Annotated in this window: 15 protein-coding genes; 7 read left to right on the top strand and 8 right to left on the bottom strand. The window is 55.3% G+C overall.

The features are described 5' to 3' along the window. Positions 1-59: 59 nt before the first annotated feature. Positions 60-3,077 (bottom strand): leucine--tRNA ligase, encoded by a 3,018-nt coding sequence (gene leuS / locus CSC3H3_RS04410; protein WP_245881266.1) that lies wholly within the window; start codon positions 3,075-3,077, stop codon positions 60-62. A gap of 457 nt (positions 3,078-3,534) precedes the next feature. Between leuS and CSC3H3_RS04400 the strand changes: the two genes are divergently transcribed. From CSC3H3_RS04400 to CSC3H3_RS04390, 3 genes are all read left to right on the top strand, one after another. Beyond that, on the top strand, positions 3,535-4,221 hold the full coding sequence (locus CSC3H3_RS04400; RefSeq protein WP_101263961.1) for a DUF5610 domain-containing protein: 687 nt from the start codon (positions 3,535-3,537) through the stop codon (positions 4,219-4,221). A gap of 606 nt (positions 4,222-4,827) precedes the next feature. Further along, complete coding sequence (locus tag CSC3H3_RS04395) at positions 4,828-6,873, top strand: methyl-accepting chemotaxis protein (protein WP_101283953.1); 2,046 nt, start codon at positions 4,828-4,830, stop codon at positions 6,871-6,873. Between the two features lie 182 nt (positions 6,874-7,055). Continuing rightward, positions 7,056-7,574 (top strand): superoxide dismutase family protein, encoded by a 519-nt coding sequence (locus CSC3H3_RS04390; RefSeq protein WP_101263959.1) that lies wholly within the window; start codon positions 7,056-7,058, stop codon positions 7,572-7,574. A gap of 571 nt (positions 7,575-8,145) precedes the next feature. Here CSC3H3_RS04390 and recA read toward each other — a convergent pair. The 3 genes from recA to CSC3H3_RS04375 form a co-directional block, all read right to left on the bottom strand. Then, entirely contained in the window at positions 8,146-9,219 is a 1,074-nt protein-coding gene (gene recA / locus CSC3H3_RS04385) for a recombinase RecA (RefSeq protein ID WP_101263958.1), read from the bottom strand. 510 nt (positions 9,220-9,729) lie between these two features. Continuing rightward, positions 9,730-10,206: a nickel-responsive transcriptional regulator NikR gene (gene nikR / locus CSC3H3_RS04380; protein ID WP_101263957.1), complete on the bottom strand. Its 477-nt coding sequence runs from the start codon at positions 10,204-10,206 to the stop codon at positions 9,730-9,732. Between the two features lie 393 nt (positions 10,207-10,599). Next, positions 10,600-11,499 (bottom strand): DMT family transporter, encoded by a 900-nt coding sequence (locus tag CSC3H3_RS04375; protein ID WP_101263956.1) that lies wholly within the window; start codon positions 11,497-11,499, stop codon positions 10,600-10,602. 506 nt (positions 11,500-12,005) lie between these two features. Here CSC3H3_RS04375 and goxA point away from each other — a divergent pair. The 4 genes from goxA to CSC3H3_RS04355 all read left to right on the top strand — a co-directional run bounded on the left by goxA (position 12,006) and on the right by CSC3H3_RS04355 (position 16,971). Then, on the top strand, positions 12,006-14,063 hold the full coding sequence (goxA, locus tag CSC3H3_RS04370) for a CTQ-dependent glycine oxidase GoxA (RefSeq protein ID WP_215907556.1): 2,058 nt from the start codon (positions 12,006-12,008) through the stop codon (positions 14,061-14,063). Then, positions 14,060-15,181: a glycine oxidase maturase GoxB gene (gene goxB, locus CSC3H3_RS04365; protein WP_101283951.1), complete on the top strand. Its 1,122-nt coding sequence runs from the start codon at positions 14,060-14,062 to the stop codon at positions 15,179-15,181. Before goxA ends, goxB begins: the two co-directional genes overlap by 4 nt. Positions 15,182-15,257: 76 nt before the next feature. Next, positions 15,258-16,052, top strand: coding sequence for a class D beta-lactamase (gene blaOXA / locus CSC3H3_RS04360; protein WP_101286090.1), 795 nt, complete (start codon positions 15,258-15,260; stop codon positions 16,050-16,052). A gap of 148 nt (positions 16,053-16,200) precedes the next feature. After that, the gene (locus tag CSC3H3_RS04355) at positions 16,201-16,971 is read left to right on the top strand and encodes a PH domain-containing protein (RefSeq protein ID WP_157831824.1); all 771 of its coding nucleotides are present in this window, start codon (positions 16,201-16,203) and stop codon (positions 16,969-16,971) included. Between the two features lie 97 nt (positions 16,972-17,068). On the opposite strand, the gene CSC3H3_RS04350 is transcribed toward CSC3H3_RS04355, so the two are convergent. The 4 genes from CSC3H3_RS04350 to CSC3H3_RS04335 form a co-directional block, all read right to left on the bottom strand. Next, the gene (locus CSC3H3_RS04350; protein ID WP_101283947.1) at positions 17,069-17,836 is read right to left on the bottom strand and encodes a substrate-binding periplasmic protein; all 768 of its coding nucleotides are present in this window, start codon (positions 17,834-17,836) and stop codon (positions 17,069-17,071) included. Between the two features lie 290 nt (positions 17,837-18,126). After that, positions 18,127-18,981 carry a hydroxymethylglutaryl-CoA lyase gene (locus CSC3H3_RS04345; protein ID WP_215907554.1) on the bottom strand — a complete coding sequence of 285 codons (855 nt, stop codon included), beginning with the start codon at positions 18,979-18,981 and terminating at the stop codon, positions 18,127-18,129. Between the two features lie 8 nt (positions 18,982-18,989). Further along, positions 18,990-20,300: a TRAP transporter large permease gene (locus CSC3H3_RS04340; protein ID WP_101283943.1), complete on the bottom strand. Its 1,311-nt coding sequence runs from the start codon at positions 20,298-20,300 to the stop codon at positions 18,990-18,992. Then, the gene (locus CSC3H3_RS04335) at positions 20,300-20,830 is read right to left on the bottom strand and encodes a TRAP transporter small permease subunit (RefSeq protein ID WP_215907553.1); all 531 of its coding nucleotides are present in this window, start codon (positions 20,828-20,830) and stop codon (positions 20,300-20,302) included. The genes CSC3H3_RS04340 and CSC3H3_RS04335 overlap by 1 nt, the downstream gene beginning before the upstream one ends. Positions 20,831-20,869 lie beyond the last annotated feature (39 nt).

Below are 20,869 nucleotides of genomic sequence, written 5' to 3'. Positions count from 1 at the left end.
AAATGGCGCGTTTCGGGGATTAAACCGGAACGCGCCATTTTCAAAAGCCTGAAGCGGGCTTAGCCCTTAACGACAATATTGACCAGTTTCGGGGTCGGCTTTGCGACATAGATCAGCTTGACGATTTCCTTGCCTTCAATGTGGCGGGCCACATTTTCTTCGGCTTTGGCAAGGGCTTCGACAGTGGCCTGGTCGGCATCGGCGGCCACCATGATGGCACCGCGTTTTTTACCATTTACCTGGACAGGTACTTCAAATTCGTCGTCTTTGGCCTTTTCCGGGTCAAAGGCCGGCCAGTCAAACTTGATGACTGATTTGCGGCTGGCGAATTCATCCGGGGCCAGGGTGCTGGCAAGTTCTTCACCCAGATGAGGGGCAAAGGGCGAAACCATCAGGTAAAGCGCACGGATATGGTCTTCATGCACGGCATTCTGCTTGCCCAGTGCGTTGGTCAGTTCGATCAAGGCTGCCAGCGCGGTATTGAGGCGCAGATTGTCGATATCGCCGCCGACCTTTTCGATGGTCTTGTGAACCAGACTATCGATTTTCGCATCCATGACATCGGTGCGTTCCGCCTGGGTTGCCAATTTCCAGACGTTGCCCAAAAAGCGCAGCATGCCGACAATGGCATCGGACTGCCAGGGTTTGGAACTGTCGAGCGGGCCCATATACATTTCATAGGCGCGGAACGTATCGATCGTATATTGATCGCAAATTTCCTCGGGCGGGATACCGTTTTTATAACGTTTACCCATTTTGCCCGGCACCGTGATCAGGGCTTCGTCGGTTTTGGCATTAAACGGGCGTTTTTTGCCATCAACATCACGCATTTCAACATCGTGAATATCAACATAAACGCCGCGGGCATCGGTATAGGCGTCTGCCGTGATCATGCCCTGGTTAAACAGCTGCTGGAACGGTTCGGGTGTCTGGACATGGCCCAGATCGAACAGCACCTTGTGCCAGAAACGCGAATAGAGCAAATGCAGCACCGCATGTTCCGCCCCACCGACATAAAGATCAACGGCACCGGCCAGCGGCTTGCCATTGTCATCAAGGGTTTTGGACCAGTAATCGGCGGCTTCGGGTGCGACAAAGGCATCGTCATTATGCGCATCGAAATAACGCAGGAAATACCAGCACGACCCGGCCCAGTTCGGCATGGAATTGGCATCGCGCTTGAACGCACGCACCGCATATTCAACGCCGTTATGAACAAAGGTTTCGCCAGCCTTGGCATCAACCGGCATGACCGAGCCATCATCGAGAACGATACCGGCAACTTCCATCCATTCCTTGGCGCGTGCCAGCGGCGGTTCGGGTTCGGAATTCGGGTCTTCGTTTGACTGCGGTTTGAAATCGGTCATTTCGGGCAGCAGAACCGGCAGGCAGGTTTCGGCAACGCCATGCACCTGGCCGGTTTCGATGTCGAACAGTACCGGGAACGGCTCGCCCCAGTAACGCTGGCGCGAGAACAGCCAGTCGCGCAGTTTATACTGCGTACGGCCCCGGCCAATGCCGCGTTCTTCCATCCAGGCGATCATGCGGGTTTTGGCATCGGGCGTGGCAAGGCCGTTCAGCGAAATGCTGTCATTGGCGGAATTGATGTTTTCGCCAGCATCGGTATAGGCCGCAGCAAAGGCTGCCGGGGCTTCGACATATTTCGCCAGCAGCGCATCGCCTTCCAGACCGGCAAATTCGGCCGGGGCATTATCCTTCAGCCAGTTTTCGGTCGGACGGGTGGTTGCCTTGATCGGCAAATCAAACTTTTGGGCAAATTCAAAGTCGCGCTGGTCGCCCGACGGAACCGCCATGATGGCACCAGTGCCATAACCCATCAGGACATAATCGGCAATCCAGACCGGGATTTGTTCGCCCGTGACCGGGTTGGTGGCATAGGCACCAATAAACACACCGGTTTTTTCGCGTTCGGCATCATCCTTGGCCGAAACGGCCTTTACCTCGGCGGCCTGCTGGCGATAGGCAGCAACGGCGGCCTTGGCATAGTCGGCAACCAGGGCATCGACCAACGGATGTTCCGGGGCCAGCACCATATAGGTTGCGCCAAAAATGGTATCCGGGCGGGTGGTGTATACGGCAATTTTGCTGTCCACGCCCGACGTGGTGGCAACCGGGAAATTCACCCGCGCGCCAACCGAACGACCGATCCAGCTTTTTTGCATTTCAACAACGCCGTTCGGCCAGTTCAGACCGGCAAGGTCAGACACCAGACGGTCGGCATAATCGGTAATGCGCAGCATCCACTGTTTGAGCGGGCGTTTATAAACCGGGTAGTCACCCCGTTCGGACTTGCCTTCGTTGGTGACTTCCTCGTTTGACAACACCGTGCCCAGCATCGGGCACCAGTTGACCGGCACTTCGTCGACATAGGCCAGACGGGCACGGTCAATCGCCGCACCAATGACATCGCCTTCGGCCTTAACGCCATCGCCAAGGGTGCTGGCAGGCTGGGCAACGCCATCTTCATCGAGCAGCCATTCACCAGCTTCGAGCAGCGGGCGCAGTTCGGCAATCGGGCGGGCACGACCGATGACAACATTGCCATCCGGGCCGGTCCATTCCATCAGCGGGTCATAGAAGCTGTTAAACAGTTGCAGGAAGATCCACTGCGTCCATTTATAATATTCCGGGTCGGTCGAGGCAAAACGACGGTGCGGGTCATGACCCAGGCCAATGACTTCAAACTGGCGCAGCATATTGTCGATATTGGCTTCGGTGGTGATGCGCGGATGCTGGCCGGTTTGGATGGCAAACTGTTCGGCGGGCAGGCCAAAGGCATCAAAACCCATCGAATGCAGCACGTTAAAGCCGCTCATGCGTTTGTAGCGTGCCTTGACATCGGTCGCGATATAGCCAAGCGGGTGACCAATATGCAGCCCCACCCCGCTGGGGTACGGGAACATGTCCAGGATCACGCTTTTCTTTTTGGACGGATCAAAATCCGCATCACCAGGATTGGGGGTGCGATAGGTATCGTTTTCCCGCCAGTATTCCTGCCAGCGTTTTTCAAACGACTGGGCGCTTTCCTGATAGTTTGCCACTGAATGGTTTGCCACTGTCAAACTGCTCCTGCATCTGGTCAGGTCAAACCGTGGAGAGTTTCGACACGTCCTGACCGGGTAAAATGGTTTAAACACTGTTCAATAATCGGGCTTGGCCCAAGGTGCAATCCCCCATCGCACTTATCATTGCCAAATCACGCGAATAACCGCCGCAAACCGCCCAAACACATCAACGCCCCGCAACAAAATTGCCAAAAGCAGGCAAAACTTTGCGAAATGGCACAAAAACACCGGGCCTGGGGGGCATTGGGGCTGGAATTTGCCTGCAATCGTCCCCATCTGCGCAGGCAGGGTTGCAAAAAACCACAGGATGGATGGTTGCACACGAACAGGCAGGACGCCCCTTCAACCCAATGGTTAACTGCAGGCTGGATTTTTTCGCAAAAATATGCCATGCTTGTTAGTTGAAAATTAACGTAACGTTCCCGCGAAGGATCGCAGGAGTAGGGAAATGGACCTCCTTGTAGGCGGCCAGACTGTTCAGGATACCCGGATTTCAACACGTTCCGCGCAGGCATACCTGCCGGGCGGCAATGATTCATCGGGCAATAGCGGGTCACTGATTGGCAGGGACTCGACGAAAGATGTTTTTGGTGATGCCACCAAAATCTCGCTTTCGGGTAGCTCTGTGCAGGCACTCAGCACGGATCAGATCGTTTCTGCCATCAATGAAAATCTGGCAAGCTCGGGCCTGTCGATCCAGGGGGTGAACCCTGACGATTACACACCCGAAGCCGTTGCCGACCGTATCCTGTCGCAGGTATCGAACCTTATTTCGGCACGGGCGGAAAACGGCGATGAAGCACGGCAGATCCTTGCCGATGCCTCGCGCGGGATTGCCAAGGGCATTGACCAGGCACGCGACATTCTTGAAGGGCTGGGCGCCCTGAATGAAACGGTAAGTGCCAGCATCAACGATACCGAACAGCGCCTGGATGATGGCCTGAAATCGCTTGATGCCCGCATCACCGAACTTTTTGGCCCGCAAAAGGATGAAACCCTTGCGGCAGCCAACCCCAAAGGCGACGAGCAAACCGTTCAGACACAGATTACCCAGACGGCACAGGCCAGCCAGTATTCTGCGCAGACCGCCGTGGCACAGGACCGCAACAGACCGCAATTTGGCTTTAACGCCTGATTGCAACCAGACAGAAGACCGGGCAACGGGGATTAGACCAGTCCCCCAGCCCGGAAAGAAGCAATTTTCGATAGGATGGCGGGTAAAATACCCCGGGATACAGGGGATAGCGCCCCTATCGGAAAACAGCATAAGACCGAGCGAGCAGCAAGAAGTGACCGACCTGACACTCCCCCGTCAGGTCGGTCTTTTTTTTTCGTGTGTGGAATGGTGGAATGAAGGAATGGCAGGCTGCTACCGCATCGCAGCGCCCATCACCGTTTCATAAATCCATGACCCGTGCACATGCCCTGCCCGGCATCCCCCGGCACCACAGGGGATAGGTGCGGGCACTTCTGGCACCCAGCCGGTTTGATGGTACCAATACGGCGGCTTGTTAGCGCTCTCAGCCCGCTTCAGCCCCTGTCCAGCCCAATCCAGCCCCGCGCCAGCCCACCAACTGCCAAAAAACCGCAGAAATCTGCCGGTTTTTCAATCCAAACAAGCCTCCCCATTTGAGGATGCCGGTAAACGGGCGCGCGACCTATCCTTACGTCTAGATGTTACTTCAGCAATCAGGTGAAACGACCCGTCAGAGGCGCAAGGGGTGCCGGGAGGAAACAGGCAATGTTTACGTGGTTTTGGAAACTGGGTATTTCGAGCCGGCTTTATGGGCTGGTGGGGTTTCTTGTGATTCTGACCGGCATCCTTGGGGGAACCGGCGTTTATAAAATGACGCTGATCGGCCATGAACTTGAAGAAGTTGCCCATCGCGACCTGCCGTTAAATTCCCTGCTTGAAAAAATCACCATGCATCAGCTTGAACAGGCGATCCTGATGGAAAAGGCGCTGCGGATTGGCAATGTATCGGCCCATAGTGAAACAGTCACAATGGACACTGTACGCCAGAAATTCGAGCAGATCGCTGCCAAAACCGATGACGAATTGCATCAGGCCCGCGAAATGGTGGACCGTTTTTTAAGCAAGTCGCTGTCCGATCATACCCGTGAGGAATTTATCAAAGTCGGCATCGCACTGGACCGGATCGAAAAAGAACACCTGACCTACGAGGCCCATGTTGCATCGATTTTTGATCGCGCCGCACTTGGTAAAAACACTTCCAGTAAATTCGTTCAGGATGTGATCAATACCGAGGCCGAACAGCGCGCCCTGAATACCGAAATTGAAAACCTGCTGAAAGAAGTTTCCCTGTTCACCCGCACATCGATGGAGACCGCACTGGCCGACGAACAAAGCGGCAAGGTCACCATTGCCATTTTATCAAGCGTTGCCACCCTGGCCGGTGTTGTTTTGTCCTGGCTGTTGGGCCGCAGCATTACCAAGCCCATGCATCGTTTGACACAGGCCCTGAGCGAACTTGCCGATGGCAAACTTGATACGCCGGTGCCCAACACCCGTTTCAGGGATGAAGTCAGCCAGATTTCCGATGCGATGGTGGTTTTCCAGAAAAACATGATCCGCGCACGCGACCTGGAAGCCAAACAAAAGCAGATCGAGGAAAAGCAGAAAAAACGTCAAGCAGAACGCCATCATCTGGTAGGTGTGTTCGGGTCAACGATTGGGGCGGTATTTGGTAAAATCCGCGCCAGTTCGGAAGAAACCATTGAACGGGCCAGCCAGGTAAACACCAATTCGGGTGTGACCAGCGAACTGGCATCATCGGTGGCAACCGAAGCCGAGGAATCATCGGGCAATGCCGAAGCCCTGAGTGCCGCCACCGAGGAAATGGTTGCTGCAATTGGCGAGATTTCATCCCAGATCAGCCGGTTTTCGCAAATTTCGGAAAATGCCGTGCAATATTCGGATATTTCACGCAGCGAAATGCGCAACCTGCAGGCTGTTGCCGATGAAATTGGCCAGGTGGTTGAACTGATTACCAGCATTGCCGAACAGACAAACCTTTTGGCCCTGAATGCCACCATCGAGGCCGCACGGGCCGGGGATGCCGGCAAAGGTTTTGCTGTGGTGGCGGGCGAGGTCAAATCCCTTGCCAACCAGACAGCCAAAGCAACCGAAGAAATTTCCAGCAGGATTGCCAGCATCCAGCAGGTTGCCGAAAATTCCCGCGAGGCGATCAGCAATGTCGCCAGTGTGATTGACAGCATCGATGATTATGTCACCGCTATTGTGGGTGCGGTTGAAGAACAGAACGCCACGACCCAGGAAATTTCGCGCAGTGTTGGCTTTGTATCGGATAGCGCACGCCGGGTTGCCAGCAATGTTACGGGTATTCAGGGCCGGATCGACGATGTGAAAACCAATGCCGGTGATGTTCACACTGCGGCCAATCTGGCCGCCAGCGATGCATCGGTGCTGAGCCGGGAAGTCGAGATTTTCCTTGGTGCGATGCAGAATTGCGACATTGATGACGACACCTTTGAGCAGCGCCAGGTCGAGCTTGCAGTAAATGCACGGGCCAATGGCACCGCGTGGCAGGGCCAGACATCGGAAATTTCCTGTGCGCATATGATTGTCAGCCCCGCCATCCCCGCCAAAGCTGGCGATATGGTTGAACTTTCGGTCCATGGATTGTCCGAAACCCTGAGCGCGCGTATTGCCCGCCAGGATGACGGGCGCACTGTTTTGCAACTGCCCCTTGATACCGCCCATCTGGCCAAAATGCGTTCTCATATGCCTGCCCTTGTCGCCTGACCCCGAACCCGGCAAGGACTGGCACGTCCCCGGCCCCGCGATTTGCGGGCCGGGGATTTTTTATGCGCGAAGGAGCAAAACCGCAGCGGGTATTGCCCTGCAAAAAAACAATCACAACCCGATGGGAACAAATATCGGCGTGCACAGTTCATTAAGTTAACAAATCAATAAGGAGAACACCGATGCGAGCCATAATCGTGCCCTTGATAGCGCTGTTTGCTGGCGCTGTTTCACTTGTTGCATTTCCGGCCTTTGCCGAAACATCTGCCACCGCCACCTTTCACAATAGCGATGGCACCAATATCGGCACCGCCGATTTGACCGAAACGGATGGTGGCGTTGTTATCAAGGCCGAGGTCAGCGGCCTTCCGTCCAGCCAGTGGGTGGCGTTTCACATTCATGAAAATGGCAAATGCGATACTGCCAGCAATTTCAAAACCGCTGGCGGCCATTTTAACCCCACCCATAAAAGCCACGGTTTTCTGACCAAAGACGGCCCCCATGCCGGTGACATGCCCAACCAGTATGTCAATGACGAGGGCAAACTGTTTACCCAGGTGATCGATACCAATGTGATGCTGGATGACAAAACCAACGGCGTGCGCGGCAAAGCCATTGTCATTCATGCCGGTGCCGATGATTATATGTCCCAGCCCTCGGGTGCTGCTGGCGACCGCCTTGCCTGCGCGATTATTGAATAAGCGGCAATCCCCCGAAAATAACAAATACGCTGCCCTGAATTACGCATGCACCTTACCTCCCCTTTCTGGGGATAAAATCGCCGCGCCTTCCCCACCGTACTGGCCCGTGAATATGGCAGGGTACGACGCGCCACAGGCCAAAGGGCGCGATACCATGCCAAACAGCCAAACTGCCAAACCCCATCAGATCACGCCGTATAACATCGCATCCGTGCCAACCTGCGTGACGATGCAGCGGATGGCGTGTGCCTGGCGCGGATCGAATAGATCGGCGACGGATTGCGCGGCGTGGTTCGCACCCGGAAGGCAACAGCCGAGCCTTGCGCGCCCTGATTGGTGAGCAGTGCGAGCGGGAGCCTGCCGTTAAGCAGGTGTGCCGCGCAAGGGTTGCCGGGAATGCGGCAGATTGCCCCCCTTGAAAACAGGCAACGTCGCAATAAAATCCGATAGCGGGCAATGCCTGCATGGAAGGACGGGCGGGCTAATCAATTGGGCGGCAGGAAACATCCTGAAAATGCAAAAAGGCGGACGCCTGAGCGCCCGCCTTTGCTATCGACAACGACTGGATGGATCAATCGTCGTTGCTGTAGTCTTCTTCGTTCATATTCGTCATGCCTTCGGCGATCAGGCCGGCACTTTCGCGAATGGCGCGTTCGATTTCGTTGGTCATTTCCGGGTTTTCGCGCAGGAAGGTTTTGGCATTTTCACGCCCCTGCCCGACACGGGTGGAATTATACGAGAACCACGAACCCGATTTTTCAACAACACCGGCCTTCACACCAAGATCAAGGATTTCACCCATCTTGGAGACGCCTTCGCCATACATGATGTCGAATTCGACCTGTTTGAACGGCGGGGCCATCTTGTTTTTGACGACCTTGACACGGGTCTGGTTACCAACGACTTCGTCACGATCCTTGATCTGGCCGATACGGCGAATATCAAGACGGACAGAAGCATAGAATTTAAGCGCGTTACCACCAGTGGTGGTTTCCGGGCTGCCAAACATGACGCCGATTTTCATACGGATCTGGTTGATGAAAATGACCATGCAGTTGGAGCGCGAGACCGAGCTGGTCAGCTTGCGCAAAGCCTGGCTCATCAGACGGGCCTGAAGACCGACATGGGTGTCGCCCATTTCGCCTTCAAGTTCGGCGCGCGGCACCAGGGCAGCAACCGAGTCAACGACCAGAACGTCAATCGCGCCGGAACGCACCAGCGTATCGGCAATTTCAAGGGCCTGTTCGCCCGCATCGGGCTGCGAGATCAGAAGATCGTCGATATTGACACCCAGCTTACGGGCATAGGACGGGTCAAGCGCGTGTTCGGCATCGACAAAGGCGCAGGTCCCGCCAGCTTTCTGGGCTTCCGCGATGGTATGCAGGGCGAGAGTCGTTTTACCCGAGCTTTCCGGACCGTAAATTTCAATAATACGGCCGCGCGGCAGACCGCCAATGCCCAGTGCAATATCAAGACCCAGCGAACCGGTCGAAATTGCAGAAACATCAACGGCATTTTCGCGCTGGCCAAGTTTCATGATCGAACCTTTGCCAAATGCCCGTTCGATCTGTCCAAGGGCGGCTTCGAGTGCCTTTTGCTTGTCCATTGTATCCTTATCCACCAAATGCAGCGCGGTTTGAATCATTGCTCGAACTCTCTTATTCCACAGGGCCGGGTCAGATGCAACGCAGGCGGTTCCCCGGACCTAAATGCGGAACGCCACCGCTGGGTACCCTGCACGGAAGAAAGGGAGCAATCCCTGATCCTCGACACAGAGGCGTTGAGAACATAGCGCGAACACTCTCATATATTTTTAGATGTTGCAAGTTTGTTCTCATTGCCGCACGCCAATTTTGCAAGGACGGAACAAAAAGAATACAGCGCAGGTTAGCGGCCCTTGAAAAAGAATGAAGCAATCCGGTGCTTTGGCCGCCATTTCGCGCCCCAAAAGCCGGAAGGCAGGCGGGGCGTATGGGAACATCAAACCGAAATTCGGGGCAGCAAAGAAGGTTCCCTGCCTGCAAAACAATGCGGGAATCCAATACCCCACCAGGCAACAGCCAGATGGGGAACGGAAAATGAGTTTATTGGGCCAAAACGCGCAGGGATTGGGTTGGGTTGGGTTGGGCTGGACTGGATTGGGATTAAGCAGGGATCAGGTGGTGATTTTCAGATGTTCGTGACGATGGGCATGGCCGTGACCATCGCCGTGATGGTGGCTTTCGACATGCAATTCACCGGGCACGGTGTAAAGCTGCCCGTGACGAACACCGGGCTGTGCCAAAATCTGGTCGGCGAATTTGCGAATGTCGCTAAGCTTGCCTTTCAGGGTGACGATTTCCAGGCAGGTATCGTGATCGATATGGAAATGCACCGTTGAAACGGTCAGGTCATGATGTTCGTGCTGGGCGGACATCAGACGGCTGGCCAGCATGCGTTCTTCGTGATCATAAACATAATTCAGAACGGCAATGCCACTGCCATTGGGGTCTTCGGCAAGCTGTTCCTGCTGCAGCTTTTCGCGGATCAGATCGCGGAACCCTTCGGACCGGTTGGTATAGCCGCGCCCGTCGAGAAATTCGTCGAAAGCCGACATCAAATCATCTTCGATCGAGACGGTAACACGCGTCATCCGGGGTTCCTTTCCTGTTATGTGGCGGGCTGCACCCTAGCCGCTGGACGGCGATTTGCCAATGCCCTGCCCGCCCCTGATGCTTCAATCTCACAGAGGATGGCGCTGGTTTCAATCAAACTTCGCCCAAATCGGGAAAAACAGGTGTCATTCCGGCCTGGGCTGCCCGGCATGACGATCACAATTCTGACAAATTCAAACAAAACCAATACTTTGGGTGACACGCCCTTATACGGCCCATATGCTGTTTTCACCTGACCGGGATGTGACTTCCCTGTCCTTATCCCCCGCTCAGGTATTTGCTCGTGTCCCGCAGAAATTATGTTCCATATTCTGCATTTAACTGACAGCCGTACTTTGCAGTATGGCTGTTCTTTTTTTGGGGCAAGAGCGTTAAAACAAAAACAGCAAGGCCACCCCGCCAAAGGCCATGCAGGTGCCGATAATGGCCTGAAGGCCAACCGGGCGGCGCAAAACCACACCTTCATAGACAATCAGCAAAACCGGCGGCGTTGCCATAAGGGTGCTGGCAATACCGACATTGGCATTTTGCACCGCCAGCATGGACAGCCAAACCCCCATTGCCGGGCCGATAAAGGCACCCAGCATCAGCCAGCCGCGCACATTGGGCGCAGTGCACGATACGATCGTGCGCCGGACACGCCCGGTTAATGCGGCAATCCCCCACATGATCAGCACGGCAACAAGGGTACGTATCCAGGTGGCCGAAAGTGCGGAATAACCGCCAATCAGGGCATATTTTGCCGTGATCAGGTTGGATACCTGGCCCACAGCACCGCCCAGACCAAACAGCACCCCAATCAGATAATTTCGGCCTTCCAGATTGGCCGGGCGGCCCTTGCGCATCATGATCACGGTAAGGATACCGCCAACACCCAGGGCGATGCCCGCCATTTGCGTGGGTGTTAACACCTCGTCAAACAGGAACCAGGCCAGCACCGTGCCCATGATGGGAACAGACGACATCATCAGCATCGACAGGCGCGCCCCCAGCATGACGAATGCCTGAAACAGCATGGCATCGCCAATCACCAGCCCCAGCACCGATGACAGGGTGAGCCAGCCGATTTGCTCTGGCGTGGTGGCGTGGGGCCAGGGCTGCCCCTCGACAATCCAGTGGATGATGGTCAGGCAGGTGATGGAGCATAAAAGTCGCCCGCGATTGACACTTTGCGCCCCCGCCTTGCCGCCAATATTGGAAAAAATCATGCTTGAAGTTGCCCAGAACAGGGCAGCCGTCATGGCGGCAGCTTCACCGACAAAAGGGATCATAAACGGATCATCCAGAGGCCAGGCGGGTGGCGATGGCAAAATACAGGAAAAATTCGGAAAACGTTTCAATCACAGTTCCCCGATTTTGGCAACGGGGCGCAAATGGCTTTCGCAAAACGTGATCAGGGACCGGGATGGATTGGGGGACAGGACGAATAGGATGGGAGGGAATTGAATGACGGACGCGACAAGACATATGGGCGTTAGGACGGATAAAACGCTGGCATGTGCAGGGATGTATCCGTGATTTGATTCACGGCTGGCACGGCAATGTTAGCGGGGATTATCGCCCGCATGATGACGGCAGCACGGGCCTGCCGCGCGCCTGCTCCACTCCATCCGCACGCCTGCCCCCTGCCTTGTGGCGACGCGCACAGACGCAACAAAGTACAATTTGTGACGTTAAAAACATTCAAAATTCACCTTAAAATTGAAATTGTTTTATTGATAGTCATTTTTAACTGCGAAATACTTTCCCGGGTTGAACAGACAGGGGAGATACCACCATGAATGCGCATACCGGCGACAAGGGCAAGGCTGGCAAAGCCGGCATCAAACGCCGCGATTTTCTGGCAGGTGTGGGCACCGGGGCCGTGATGATGGCCTTTCCCATGATCGCCAAATCCGCCATTTCGAGCACCGATATCCCGCAGGCAGCGCCCAAGGGCGCAAAAATTGCCCGGCTGGGCATTTATCCTGCCATTGGTATTTCGCGTGTGGGTGGCAGCCCGAAATGGTTTCTGGCCCCCGAAGTTCCTGGCCTGCCGCCGCGCCCCGAAGGTGGTTTCAAGGATGGGCGGCAATTGATCAAAAAGCAGGTGCAGCGGTTTCGCATTTATGCCTTTGACGACCAGAACCGCGTGATCGGCGAAATTACCGGCAATGATGCCACCATTAACTGGCAGGTCCATGTCGCCAATACCAAGGCCGCCTGGTACGGGTTTAACAACCCGCTGGATAATGGCGAACTGGCACCGGGCCTGCCGGGCCAGTTGCGCAACCAGTTTTTTGTTTCCGACAAACAGCGCGAAGACATGCTGCTGATTGACGGGGGTGCAACCAGAATTACCGGCAAAAACACCAACCAGGATGGCGGCGCGGCCGATTACGCCATGGGTGGCCATTTTTATGGGGATAACCCGGTGGGGCTGGGTGAAATCCGCACCGATGAAGCGGGCCGGTTGCTGGTATTTCCGCCCGATGGCAAATCCAACAGCCCGGTCAATGCCGGCATTACCAGCTTTGCCGATAATGATGGCTGGCATGATGACTGGTGCGATGGCCCGGTCACAGCCAGCGTGAAACTGGGTGATGGCACCGAAATGGTGGCCGATGGTGCATGGATTGCCTGTGTCGGCCCCAATTTTGCGCCGGAAATTCCCCCGATTTCGACCCTTTATGACGTGATCGAGGATTTGAACGTTGCGCAGAAATGGTCCCGCCCACCCAGCGGCAAAATATCATTTCGCAAATATATCTACCCGACCTTCCGCCGCCTGGCATTGATGGAATGGTTGACCAATGCCGCAAATTTGCGCGAGGGCTGGCTGAAGGTTGGGGATTTTTCCGACCCTGCCTATATCGCCAAGCTGGCGGACCCGTCACCTGACAACAAGGCATTCCGCATGGAGGTATTTGACAAATTCCGTAACCCGGAAAATGTCGGGCCGAATGCCTATAAGGAAGAACAGCTTAAAATGCCCTATATGCTGGGCGACGGGGTGAATTACGATGGCAGCCCGCTGCAATGGTTCCAGTTTCCCAAGCTGCAATATTCCTATCTGAAGGCGTGGGCGGCAGGTGATTTCAACAATGATTTTGATGACACCAGTGCCGATGCCATTACCGAGCTTGATGACATGGATGTGGCCCTTCGGCCCCACGCCCTGACGGAAGCGGCCCTTGAACCCTGTTCGGGCGGGGCGTTTCACCCCGGGGTGGAACTGACCTATTATTTGCGGATGGCGCCGATGTATGAACGCAACCGCAATGAAAAGGCCGAGCCGTTTCGCCTGGCACATGGGGATCGCCCCAGCCTGCTTCAGAATGTGGGCCGGTTGTTAACCCTGGACCAGGCGATAAATGGTGGCAATGGCGCACCACCGCCGATTGGCCCGCAAATGCCCGGCGACCTGACACGCTGGATGGGCCTGCCCTGGCAATGTGATGCCTTTAGCTGCCAGCAGGTTTTGATGCAATCCGAATTCCCCACCGCGGTATGGTGGCCGGCATTGCTGCCGATTGATGTGCTGCCGGAACGCTATTACGACGAAATGATGCGCACCGACCTTTCAGCGGATGAACGCGAGAAGTTTTTCCAGAACCGGGTGCCGTGGTCGCGTGGGGTGGCGGGGATTGGTTACCATGCCAATGCCAGTTACTGGGATGGCATTACCAATATGATCACGCTGTGGCAGCGCATGGGATTTGTGGTGCGCAAACCCGGACCAAGCGATGCCAACCGGCCAAAGGACATTCCCGCTGAAATGTTTGTCGAGGTCGAACGAAGCGACATGGAAATGAACTATGTCTGGACACCGGAAGACGGCGAATTGCCGAAATGAGGCGTGCTGATATCGCCGTCATTGGCGGGGGGATTGCCGGGGCTGCATCCTGCGTTGCATTATCGCAACGCGGGGTGCGGCCGTTTTGGGTTGCAACCCCACCCGCCCCGGACCGCCCGCGCATTGGTGAAACCCTGTCGCCTGCGGCCAATACCATTTTGGTGGATCTTGGGCTGGCGGAGCTGATTACCCGGCCCATCCACCGCCCGGCCAATACCAGCTTTTCGGCCTGGGGCAGCGCGCAATTGCGCGAACGCAATGCCATTGTGCATCTGGAAGGGCCGGGCATGGTGCTGGATCGCACCGGGTTTGAAACCGACCTGTTTTCAGCCGCCCTTGAAACCAGACCCCGCCATATCGCAACAGGCGTGCAAACTGCCCGGCTGGAAAAAGATAAATGGCATCTTGGTTTTACCGATGGCGAGGAAGGTGTTTTTCGCTTTGTCCTGGATTGTACCGGGCGGGCCAGCACCCTTGCCATTACCCAGGGGGTCCGCAAACGTGCCGACCAACTGGTGGCAGCACACTGCTTTTTACAGCAGACCGACCCTGATATTACCCCCACCCCGGCGACCCTGATTGAAACGGTTGCCGATGGCTGGTGGTATGCTGCCTTGCTGCCCGGCGAGGATATGGTGATCAGTTATTTTTCCGATCCTGATTTGCTGCCTGCAGGCATCAGCCGTGACCATGGCGTGTGGTCCGCCCTCGTGGGGCAAACGCAGCATATTTCGCGCTGGATCGACAGTGCCGGTTTTTCGCTGGGCGATCAGTTGCCGATATTGGCCAGTGCTGGCACCACTTGGATGACGCCGGTTTCGGGTGCCAACTGGGCCGCGATTGGCGATGCCGCAGCGGCCTTTGACCCGCTTTCATCGCATGGCATGACCACCGCCCTTTGGATGGCCCGCCAGGCAGGCGATGCCATTTGCCAAGCCCACAAAGGAAGTACCGATGCCCTTGTGGCCTATGATGCGGCGGTTCAAAAAGGTGTGAGGGAATTTTTGGTCCAGCGGCAAAAAATATACCGGCAGGAAACACGCTTTGCCGACGCGCCATTCTGGCATCGCCGCCAGCATAGTGACCCGGCAACGGGAAAACCCGCCTGTTCAGACTAGATTCAGTTTTTACGATCAGACTGCGCGTTCAAACGCATTATAAAAGGCAGTCCGGATCATGAAAATTGGCGCGGTTATGTTGGCGATTGTGGCAGGAACAGTGTTTTTGCCACAGGCCAGCCAGGCAAAGACGATAACGGTTTGCACCCTGCTGGCCGATGCCAAAACAGGTGAAACCCTGATCGCGCAGGGGGATTGCCAGCATCGCGCCAGTGCGGCATCGACCTTTAAAATCGCCATCAGCCTGATGGGGTATGATGCCGGGATATTAAAGGATACCCATCACCCGATTTTGCCGTTCAAGGCCGGATATCCCGACTGGCGCAAGGAATGGCAGCAGGATACCGACCCGGCAAGCTGGATCAAATATTCCGTCGTCTGGTATTCGCAGCAGATTACGCAGCGATTGGGCAAGGATCGCTATGAAAATTATGTGCGCGCCTTTGAGTATGGCAATGGCGATGTTTCGGGGGATAAGGGCAAAGATAACGGCCTGACGCGCGCCTGGTTAAGTTCCAGCCTGCAAATATCGCCTGCCGAACAGGTGGCGTTTTTGCAAAAACTGCTGCGCCATGAATTGCCGGTTTCCAAGGCTACCTATGAAATGGCACCCAAGCTGTTTGACATTGGCGAACAAGCCAGCGGGTGGCATGTTTTTGGTAAAACCGGTGCGGCCCTGTCGCAAAAGCCTGATTTAAGCGTGATCAAAGGGCAACCGGTGGGCTGGTTTGTTGGCTGGGCCAAAAAAGGCGACCGCCAGGTGGTTTTTGCCCGCCTGACCCGCGATACCACCCGCCCGGCACAGCCCCCCGGATTCACGGCCCGCGATGCGATCCTGGCCGACCTGTTTGCCAAGGACGGGCAGTTTTAAAGGCAGCACAAGCGTAGGAACCAACCCTTCCAGCCCAGACCAGACCTGCCCCAGTCCGCCATAGCCGAATTAACAATGGCGGGGTGGCTGCTTGCGAAATATCATGCAGGCAGTATGTTGGGGCATCTGCCAGAACAGGATCGTGCCAATGAGCCAGAAGACCAGCGAGAACGCGCAAACCAAACCCTTCAAGGGTATTCGCCGCCATTTGCATGACGGTGAAGTCGTAATCATGGATTTGCCGTTATCGCCAACATCGGTTCTGGTGCCGGGCATTATCAAGATCATCTGGCTGGCGGTGCTGATTTATGCCGCCTATCACTATGCCGAGATTTATGAATTCCTGCGGCCTTACCTTAAATCGGCGGTCACCGGGCCGGATGCCTTTGCCGCCCTTAACCAACTGTGGGAAAATTACGAATTCGTGTTTTCGATTGCCCTGTTTGGCGTGATCATTGCGGCGATTTCGATTATCTGGCGGATTTTCCGCCGCGCCCTTGGCCTTTCAACGGCGGCGGCGCGCGACAGCATTTTGCTGCCGGTTACCGCCATTCGCGACCTGTTTTTCTTTGAACGCGTTATTACCAATAACCGCATCGTTACACGCAGTGGCGTATTTATCAAAGATCAGGACGATACCGGGTTTGAAGCCATCAAGGCGACGCAGATTTATAAAAGCGTGATTGGCAATATCTTTGATTTTGGCGATCTGCGGATTACCGACCGGCTGGGCTACAGCTTTACCCTGCGGCAGGTGACCGCCCCGGAAAAGGTGGCAAAGGAGCTATCGGATTTCTTTGGCCGGGTCACGTCCCACCAGGCCAGCCAGCCGGTAAACATTACCGGGCGGTCACGCGAAACCGTGATCGAGGCGCAGGACCAGAACCGTAACCTGCCGCCGGAAACCGATACATTTTAAAAGCAGCTCAAAGCTCGCCGAACGTAAAAAAGCCGCCAATAGCAGAACCTTACCACCGCTTATGATCTGTTATTTTCCGATCAGGCGACGATCCGCATCAGAACCTTTCGCCACCGCCCACCTGCAGGTTTTGGCGATAGATGACTGTACCGGCGTCAAGTTTCGGCAGGTAATCGCTATATCGGGCGAGAAGCCAGCTATAGACCGTGATTTCGCCAATTTCGCGGGCATGAAAGCCGGTGGGAACACCGCCGCTGACCTTTAAGGAATAACCATCAAGCAGCATGGCATCGACCCGGCCGAGTTTAAGCATGTTTTGCATCATCACCGGGCCACCGGGCACCCGCACGACATTGGCATAACCAACCAGCAGATCATCGGTCCATTTTGTGCCCAACCAGGTTGCTATGGACTGGCCTTTCAAATCATCCAGCCCGGTAATGGCGGGATCGCTTGTAACCAGTATTTCCGGCACACGCCCTACCCGCATGGTGCCAGCAACGACTGGCACGGAAACAACGGCTTCAAACCCCGCTGGCCGGGCAAAAATGCCATCAACCTCGCCCTTTTCAAGGGCGATACGCGCACGGTCATTGGGCATCCAGACGGGATCAACGCACAGGCCCGCCTGTGACATTGCCAGGATGTAGTTTTCGTAGCTATTTTGCGGCCCCAATACTTCGGGCATCGCCATCACCAGGCATTTTTCCGCATCCTTCCCGCCATGGGATAGGGCCTGTTGGGCGTGTGCTGCCTGCAACTGACACATCAAAACCACGGCGGACACCAACAGCAGCAAACCGCCCCTACCCCAGCCCCAGCCCGCCCTGTTACGGGCGGTGCGAAATTCAAAATGATCCTGCACGTTCTGGCGGCTCCGTCCGGGTGCGAACAGGGCACCCTTTATGCGTTTAAACGATTGATAGATATGGTTTAATCACAGCACGGTTGCGTAATCCACTTTTATACAGGTTAAAATAAAAAGACGCCAATCCGTGAAGCCGGTTTGGCGCCTTTGAAACATGCAAACCCTTTGCCGATCACGGCTGGGCGAAACGCATTCATCACGAGCCTAGAACACATCCTTGACCCTGGCCGCCTGCCCCTTGAACGGGAAAGGTTTGGGCAGGAAATGGCGAACCAATATTGTCCGGTTTACCTTAACCCGACGGCAAAATTGGCGGCATCTACAAGGCGTTCTGGAATCAACCCTGTGTCAAAACCCAGCTTTCGCATAAGGGCATCAACCTTGCAGGTATCGACATTACCTTCTGCACCCGGTGCATAGGGACAACCGCCAAGACCGGCAATCGCACTGTCAAAAACACGCAAGCCCCGATCAAGGCTTACCTCGATGTTTTCAATCGCCCGCCCGTTTGTATCATGGTAATGGCCCGCAAGCCGATCCGCTGGCGCGACCGAAAGCACGGCATCAAGCATTGCGGCGATGGTTTCGGGGTGCCCCTGACCAACGGTATCTCCCAGGCTGACTTCGTGGCAGCCAAGTGCCATCATGTCGGCTGTCACACGTGCGACGATATCCGGTGCAATCGGCCCTTCATACGGGCACACCACGATACAGGAGACATAGCCCCTTACCGGGATTCCTGCGTCTTTGGCTGCCGCGATAACCGGCCGGAAACGATCCAGACTTTCGGCAATGCGGCAATTGATGTTCTTTTGACTGAAGCTTTCCGAAGCAGAAGCAAAGATCGCCACTTCATCGGCGCGCGCCGCAACCGCCCCCTCAAAAGCCCTGAGATTAGGGGTCAGCACGGAATAGGTTACGCCGGGATGGCGGTTAATTCCGGCCATGAGCTCGCTGGCATCGGCCATCTGTGGCACCCAGCGCGGGGAAACAAAACTGGTGGCTTCAATTCGCTTGAAGCCACAGGTGCCCAGCATATCGACGAGTTTTATCTTCGATGCGGTTTCGACAAATTTCTTTTCTGTTTGCAGGCCATCACGGGGGCCTACCTCGACGATTGTGACCTTTTTGTCTTCCATCATGGCGGGACTCATTTCATATGCTCGGGCAGCCAGGAGATAAGATCGGGCAAGGCAACGCAGATTAACAACCCGACGATCTGCAACAGAAAGAAGGGCAGTATCCCGCGGTAGACCACGCTCATATTGATGTTTTTGGGCAAGGTTCCCTTGATGTAGAACAGGGTGTAACCGAAAGGCGGGCTGATATACCCCATCTGGATCGTCAATGCGAACAGCACCCCAAACCAGATTTGATCAAAGCCATAGAACTGAACAACCGGCAGAAAAACCGGCACGGTCAGCAAAATGATGCCGATCTCGTCAAGCACGGTCCCCAGAAAGACAAGGATCAGCATCATCAGGGCCAGCACCACATAGGGGTTTGCATCCAGCCCTTCCAGCAACTGGAACAGGGTATCGGCCCCGCCGAGACTGGTAAAGATTGCCACATAGGCCTTGGCACCAAGGGTAATCCAGAGAATCATGCCTGTGGTCTTGAGCGTTCCTTTCGCGCATTCCTGAAGCATATCGAACTTCAGATTGCCCCGCAGCAATGCGGCGATTCCCGCGCCAAATACACCTACAGCGGCGGCCTCGGTCGGGGTGGCAATGCCCAGGAAAATCGACCCCAGCACCATGATAATGATCATTGATGGAAGGATAAGGGTTTTTAGCGACAGAAATTTTTCGCGCCAGCTGGCCCGAAAACCGTCTTCGCGCGCGGGGATCATTTCAGGACGGAAATATCCGATAACAAGGATATAACCAATATAAAGCGATCCCAGCAGCACGCCCGGAATGATACCGGCAATCAACATTTTGCCGATCGAAACCTGGGCCGTCACGGAATATACAATCGTTAAAACCGAAGGCGGAATCAGAATACCCAGCGTACCCGATGCGCAGATCGTACCCGAGGCAAGACGGGGGTCATATCCGCGCTTTAACATTTCAGGTAACGCAAGGATGCCCATAGCCGTCACAGCAGCCCCGACAACCCCGGTCATCGCCGCCATGACAAGGCAGATAACCACTGTGCCAATTGCCAGGCCCCCGCGCACATGCCCGAACCAGAGTTCCATCGCGCGGTAGAGATCCTGAATAACATTGGAGCGTTGCAGCAGCATCGCCATGAAGATGTAAAGCGGAATACCAAGCAGTGCTTCCGAATGCATCGTGTCAAATATCTGCAGGACGAGCACAACAAGTGCGTTCGCATCCCAGAATATCACGGTGAACAGTACCGAGAGACCACCGAGCACGAAAGCAACCGGCAGCCCTGCCAGCAGGAAAACACTTAGCCCGCCAAACATGACAATGAGAATTTCGGTCGATGACATTAGTTGGAGACCTCATGCTCAGTGGCGGCATCGTGCATGGCGGAAGGATCAAAAAGGACACGCAACCATTCGACCAGAGCCTGCAATCCAAGCAGGACGAGTGCCAGCGGTATGAAAAACTTCACCGGCCAGATCGGCGGGTTCCACGAGGAATAGGACGTCTCGCCATATTGCCAGGCCTGTTCTGCGAACGGCACGGCATAAAACAGCAGGATGACGCAAAATGCGATAATGACGGGATAGTTAACGATCTCCAGCACCCGGCGCACGTTTGGGCTGACGGCATGTTGAACGAGATCAAGATTAACATGGCCGTGTTCGTGCAACAGATAGGGACCTGCAAGCAGGAAATAGGGACCAAAGACAAGCGTCGCCAATTCCATTGCCCAGGACGAGGGCGCATTGAAGATATAGCGCGAAACGACGGCAAAAAGCATGACAGGCACAATGATGAACATCAAAAGGCTGGCACCCCGAAAGACCAGCCTGTTAAGCGCCGTAACCATGTCGTAGAGGGTTTTGACCAACAAAGGCATGTTTGCTCGCTAACTGAAAAAGATTGGATACGC

It is taken from the genome of Thalassospira marina (assembly GCF_002844375.1).
Classification (GTDB): Bacteria; Pseudomonadota; Alphaproteobacteria; order Rhodospirillales; family Thalassospiraceae; genus Thalassospira; species Thalassospira marina.
Note: the sequence above shows the minus strand (reverse complement) of the source record. Positions and strands in the feature narration are given on the sequence as shown.

Coding starts and splice junctions, on each gene's coding strand:
- CSC3H3_RS04400 (WP_101263961.1), top strand. CDS start 3,535: ATGGACCTCCTTGTAGGCGGCCAGACTGTTCAGGATACCCGGATTTCA.
- CSC3H3_RS04395 (WP_101283953.1), top strand. CDS start 4,828: ATGTTTACGTGGTTTTGGAAACTGGGTATTTCGAGCCGGCTTTATGGG.
- CSC3H3_RS04390 (WP_101263959.1), top strand. CDS start 7,056: ATGCGAGCCATAATCGTGCCCTTGATAGCGCTGTTTGCTGGCGCTGTT.
- recA (WP_101263958.1), bottom strand. CDS start 9,219: ATGATTCAAACCGCGCTGCATTTGGTGGATAAGGATACAATGGACAAG.
- nikR (WP_101263957.1), bottom strand. CDS start 10,206: ATGACGCGTGTTACCGTCTCGATCGAAGATGATTTGATGTCGGCTTTC.
- CSC3H3_RS04375 (WP_101263956.1), bottom strand. CDS start 11,499: ATGATCCCTTTTGTCGGTGAAGCTGCCGCCATGACGGCTGCCCTGTTC.
- goxA (WP_215907556.1), top strand. CDS start 12,006: ATGAATGCGCATACCGGCGACAAGGGCAAGGCTGGCAAAGCCGGCATC.
- goxB (WP_101283951.1), top strand. CDS start 14,060: ATGAGGCGTGCTGATATCGCCGTCATTGGCGGGGGGATTGCCGGGGCT.
- blaOXA (WP_101286090.1), top strand. CDS start 15,258: ATGTTGGCGATTGTGGCAGGAACAGTGTTTTTGCCACAGGCCAGCCAG.
- CSC3H3_RS04355 (WP_157831824.1), top strand. CDS start 16,201: ATGAGCCAGAAGACCAGCGAGAACGCGCAAACCAAACCCTTCAAGGGT.
- CSC3H3_RS04345 (WP_215907554.1), bottom strand. CDS start 18,981: ATGATGGAAGACAAAAAGGTCACAATCGTCGAGGTAGGCCCCCGTGAT.
- CSC3H3_RS04340 (WP_101283943.1), bottom strand. CDS start 20,300: ATGTCATCGACCGAAATTCTCATTGTCATGTTTGGCGGGCTAAGTGTT.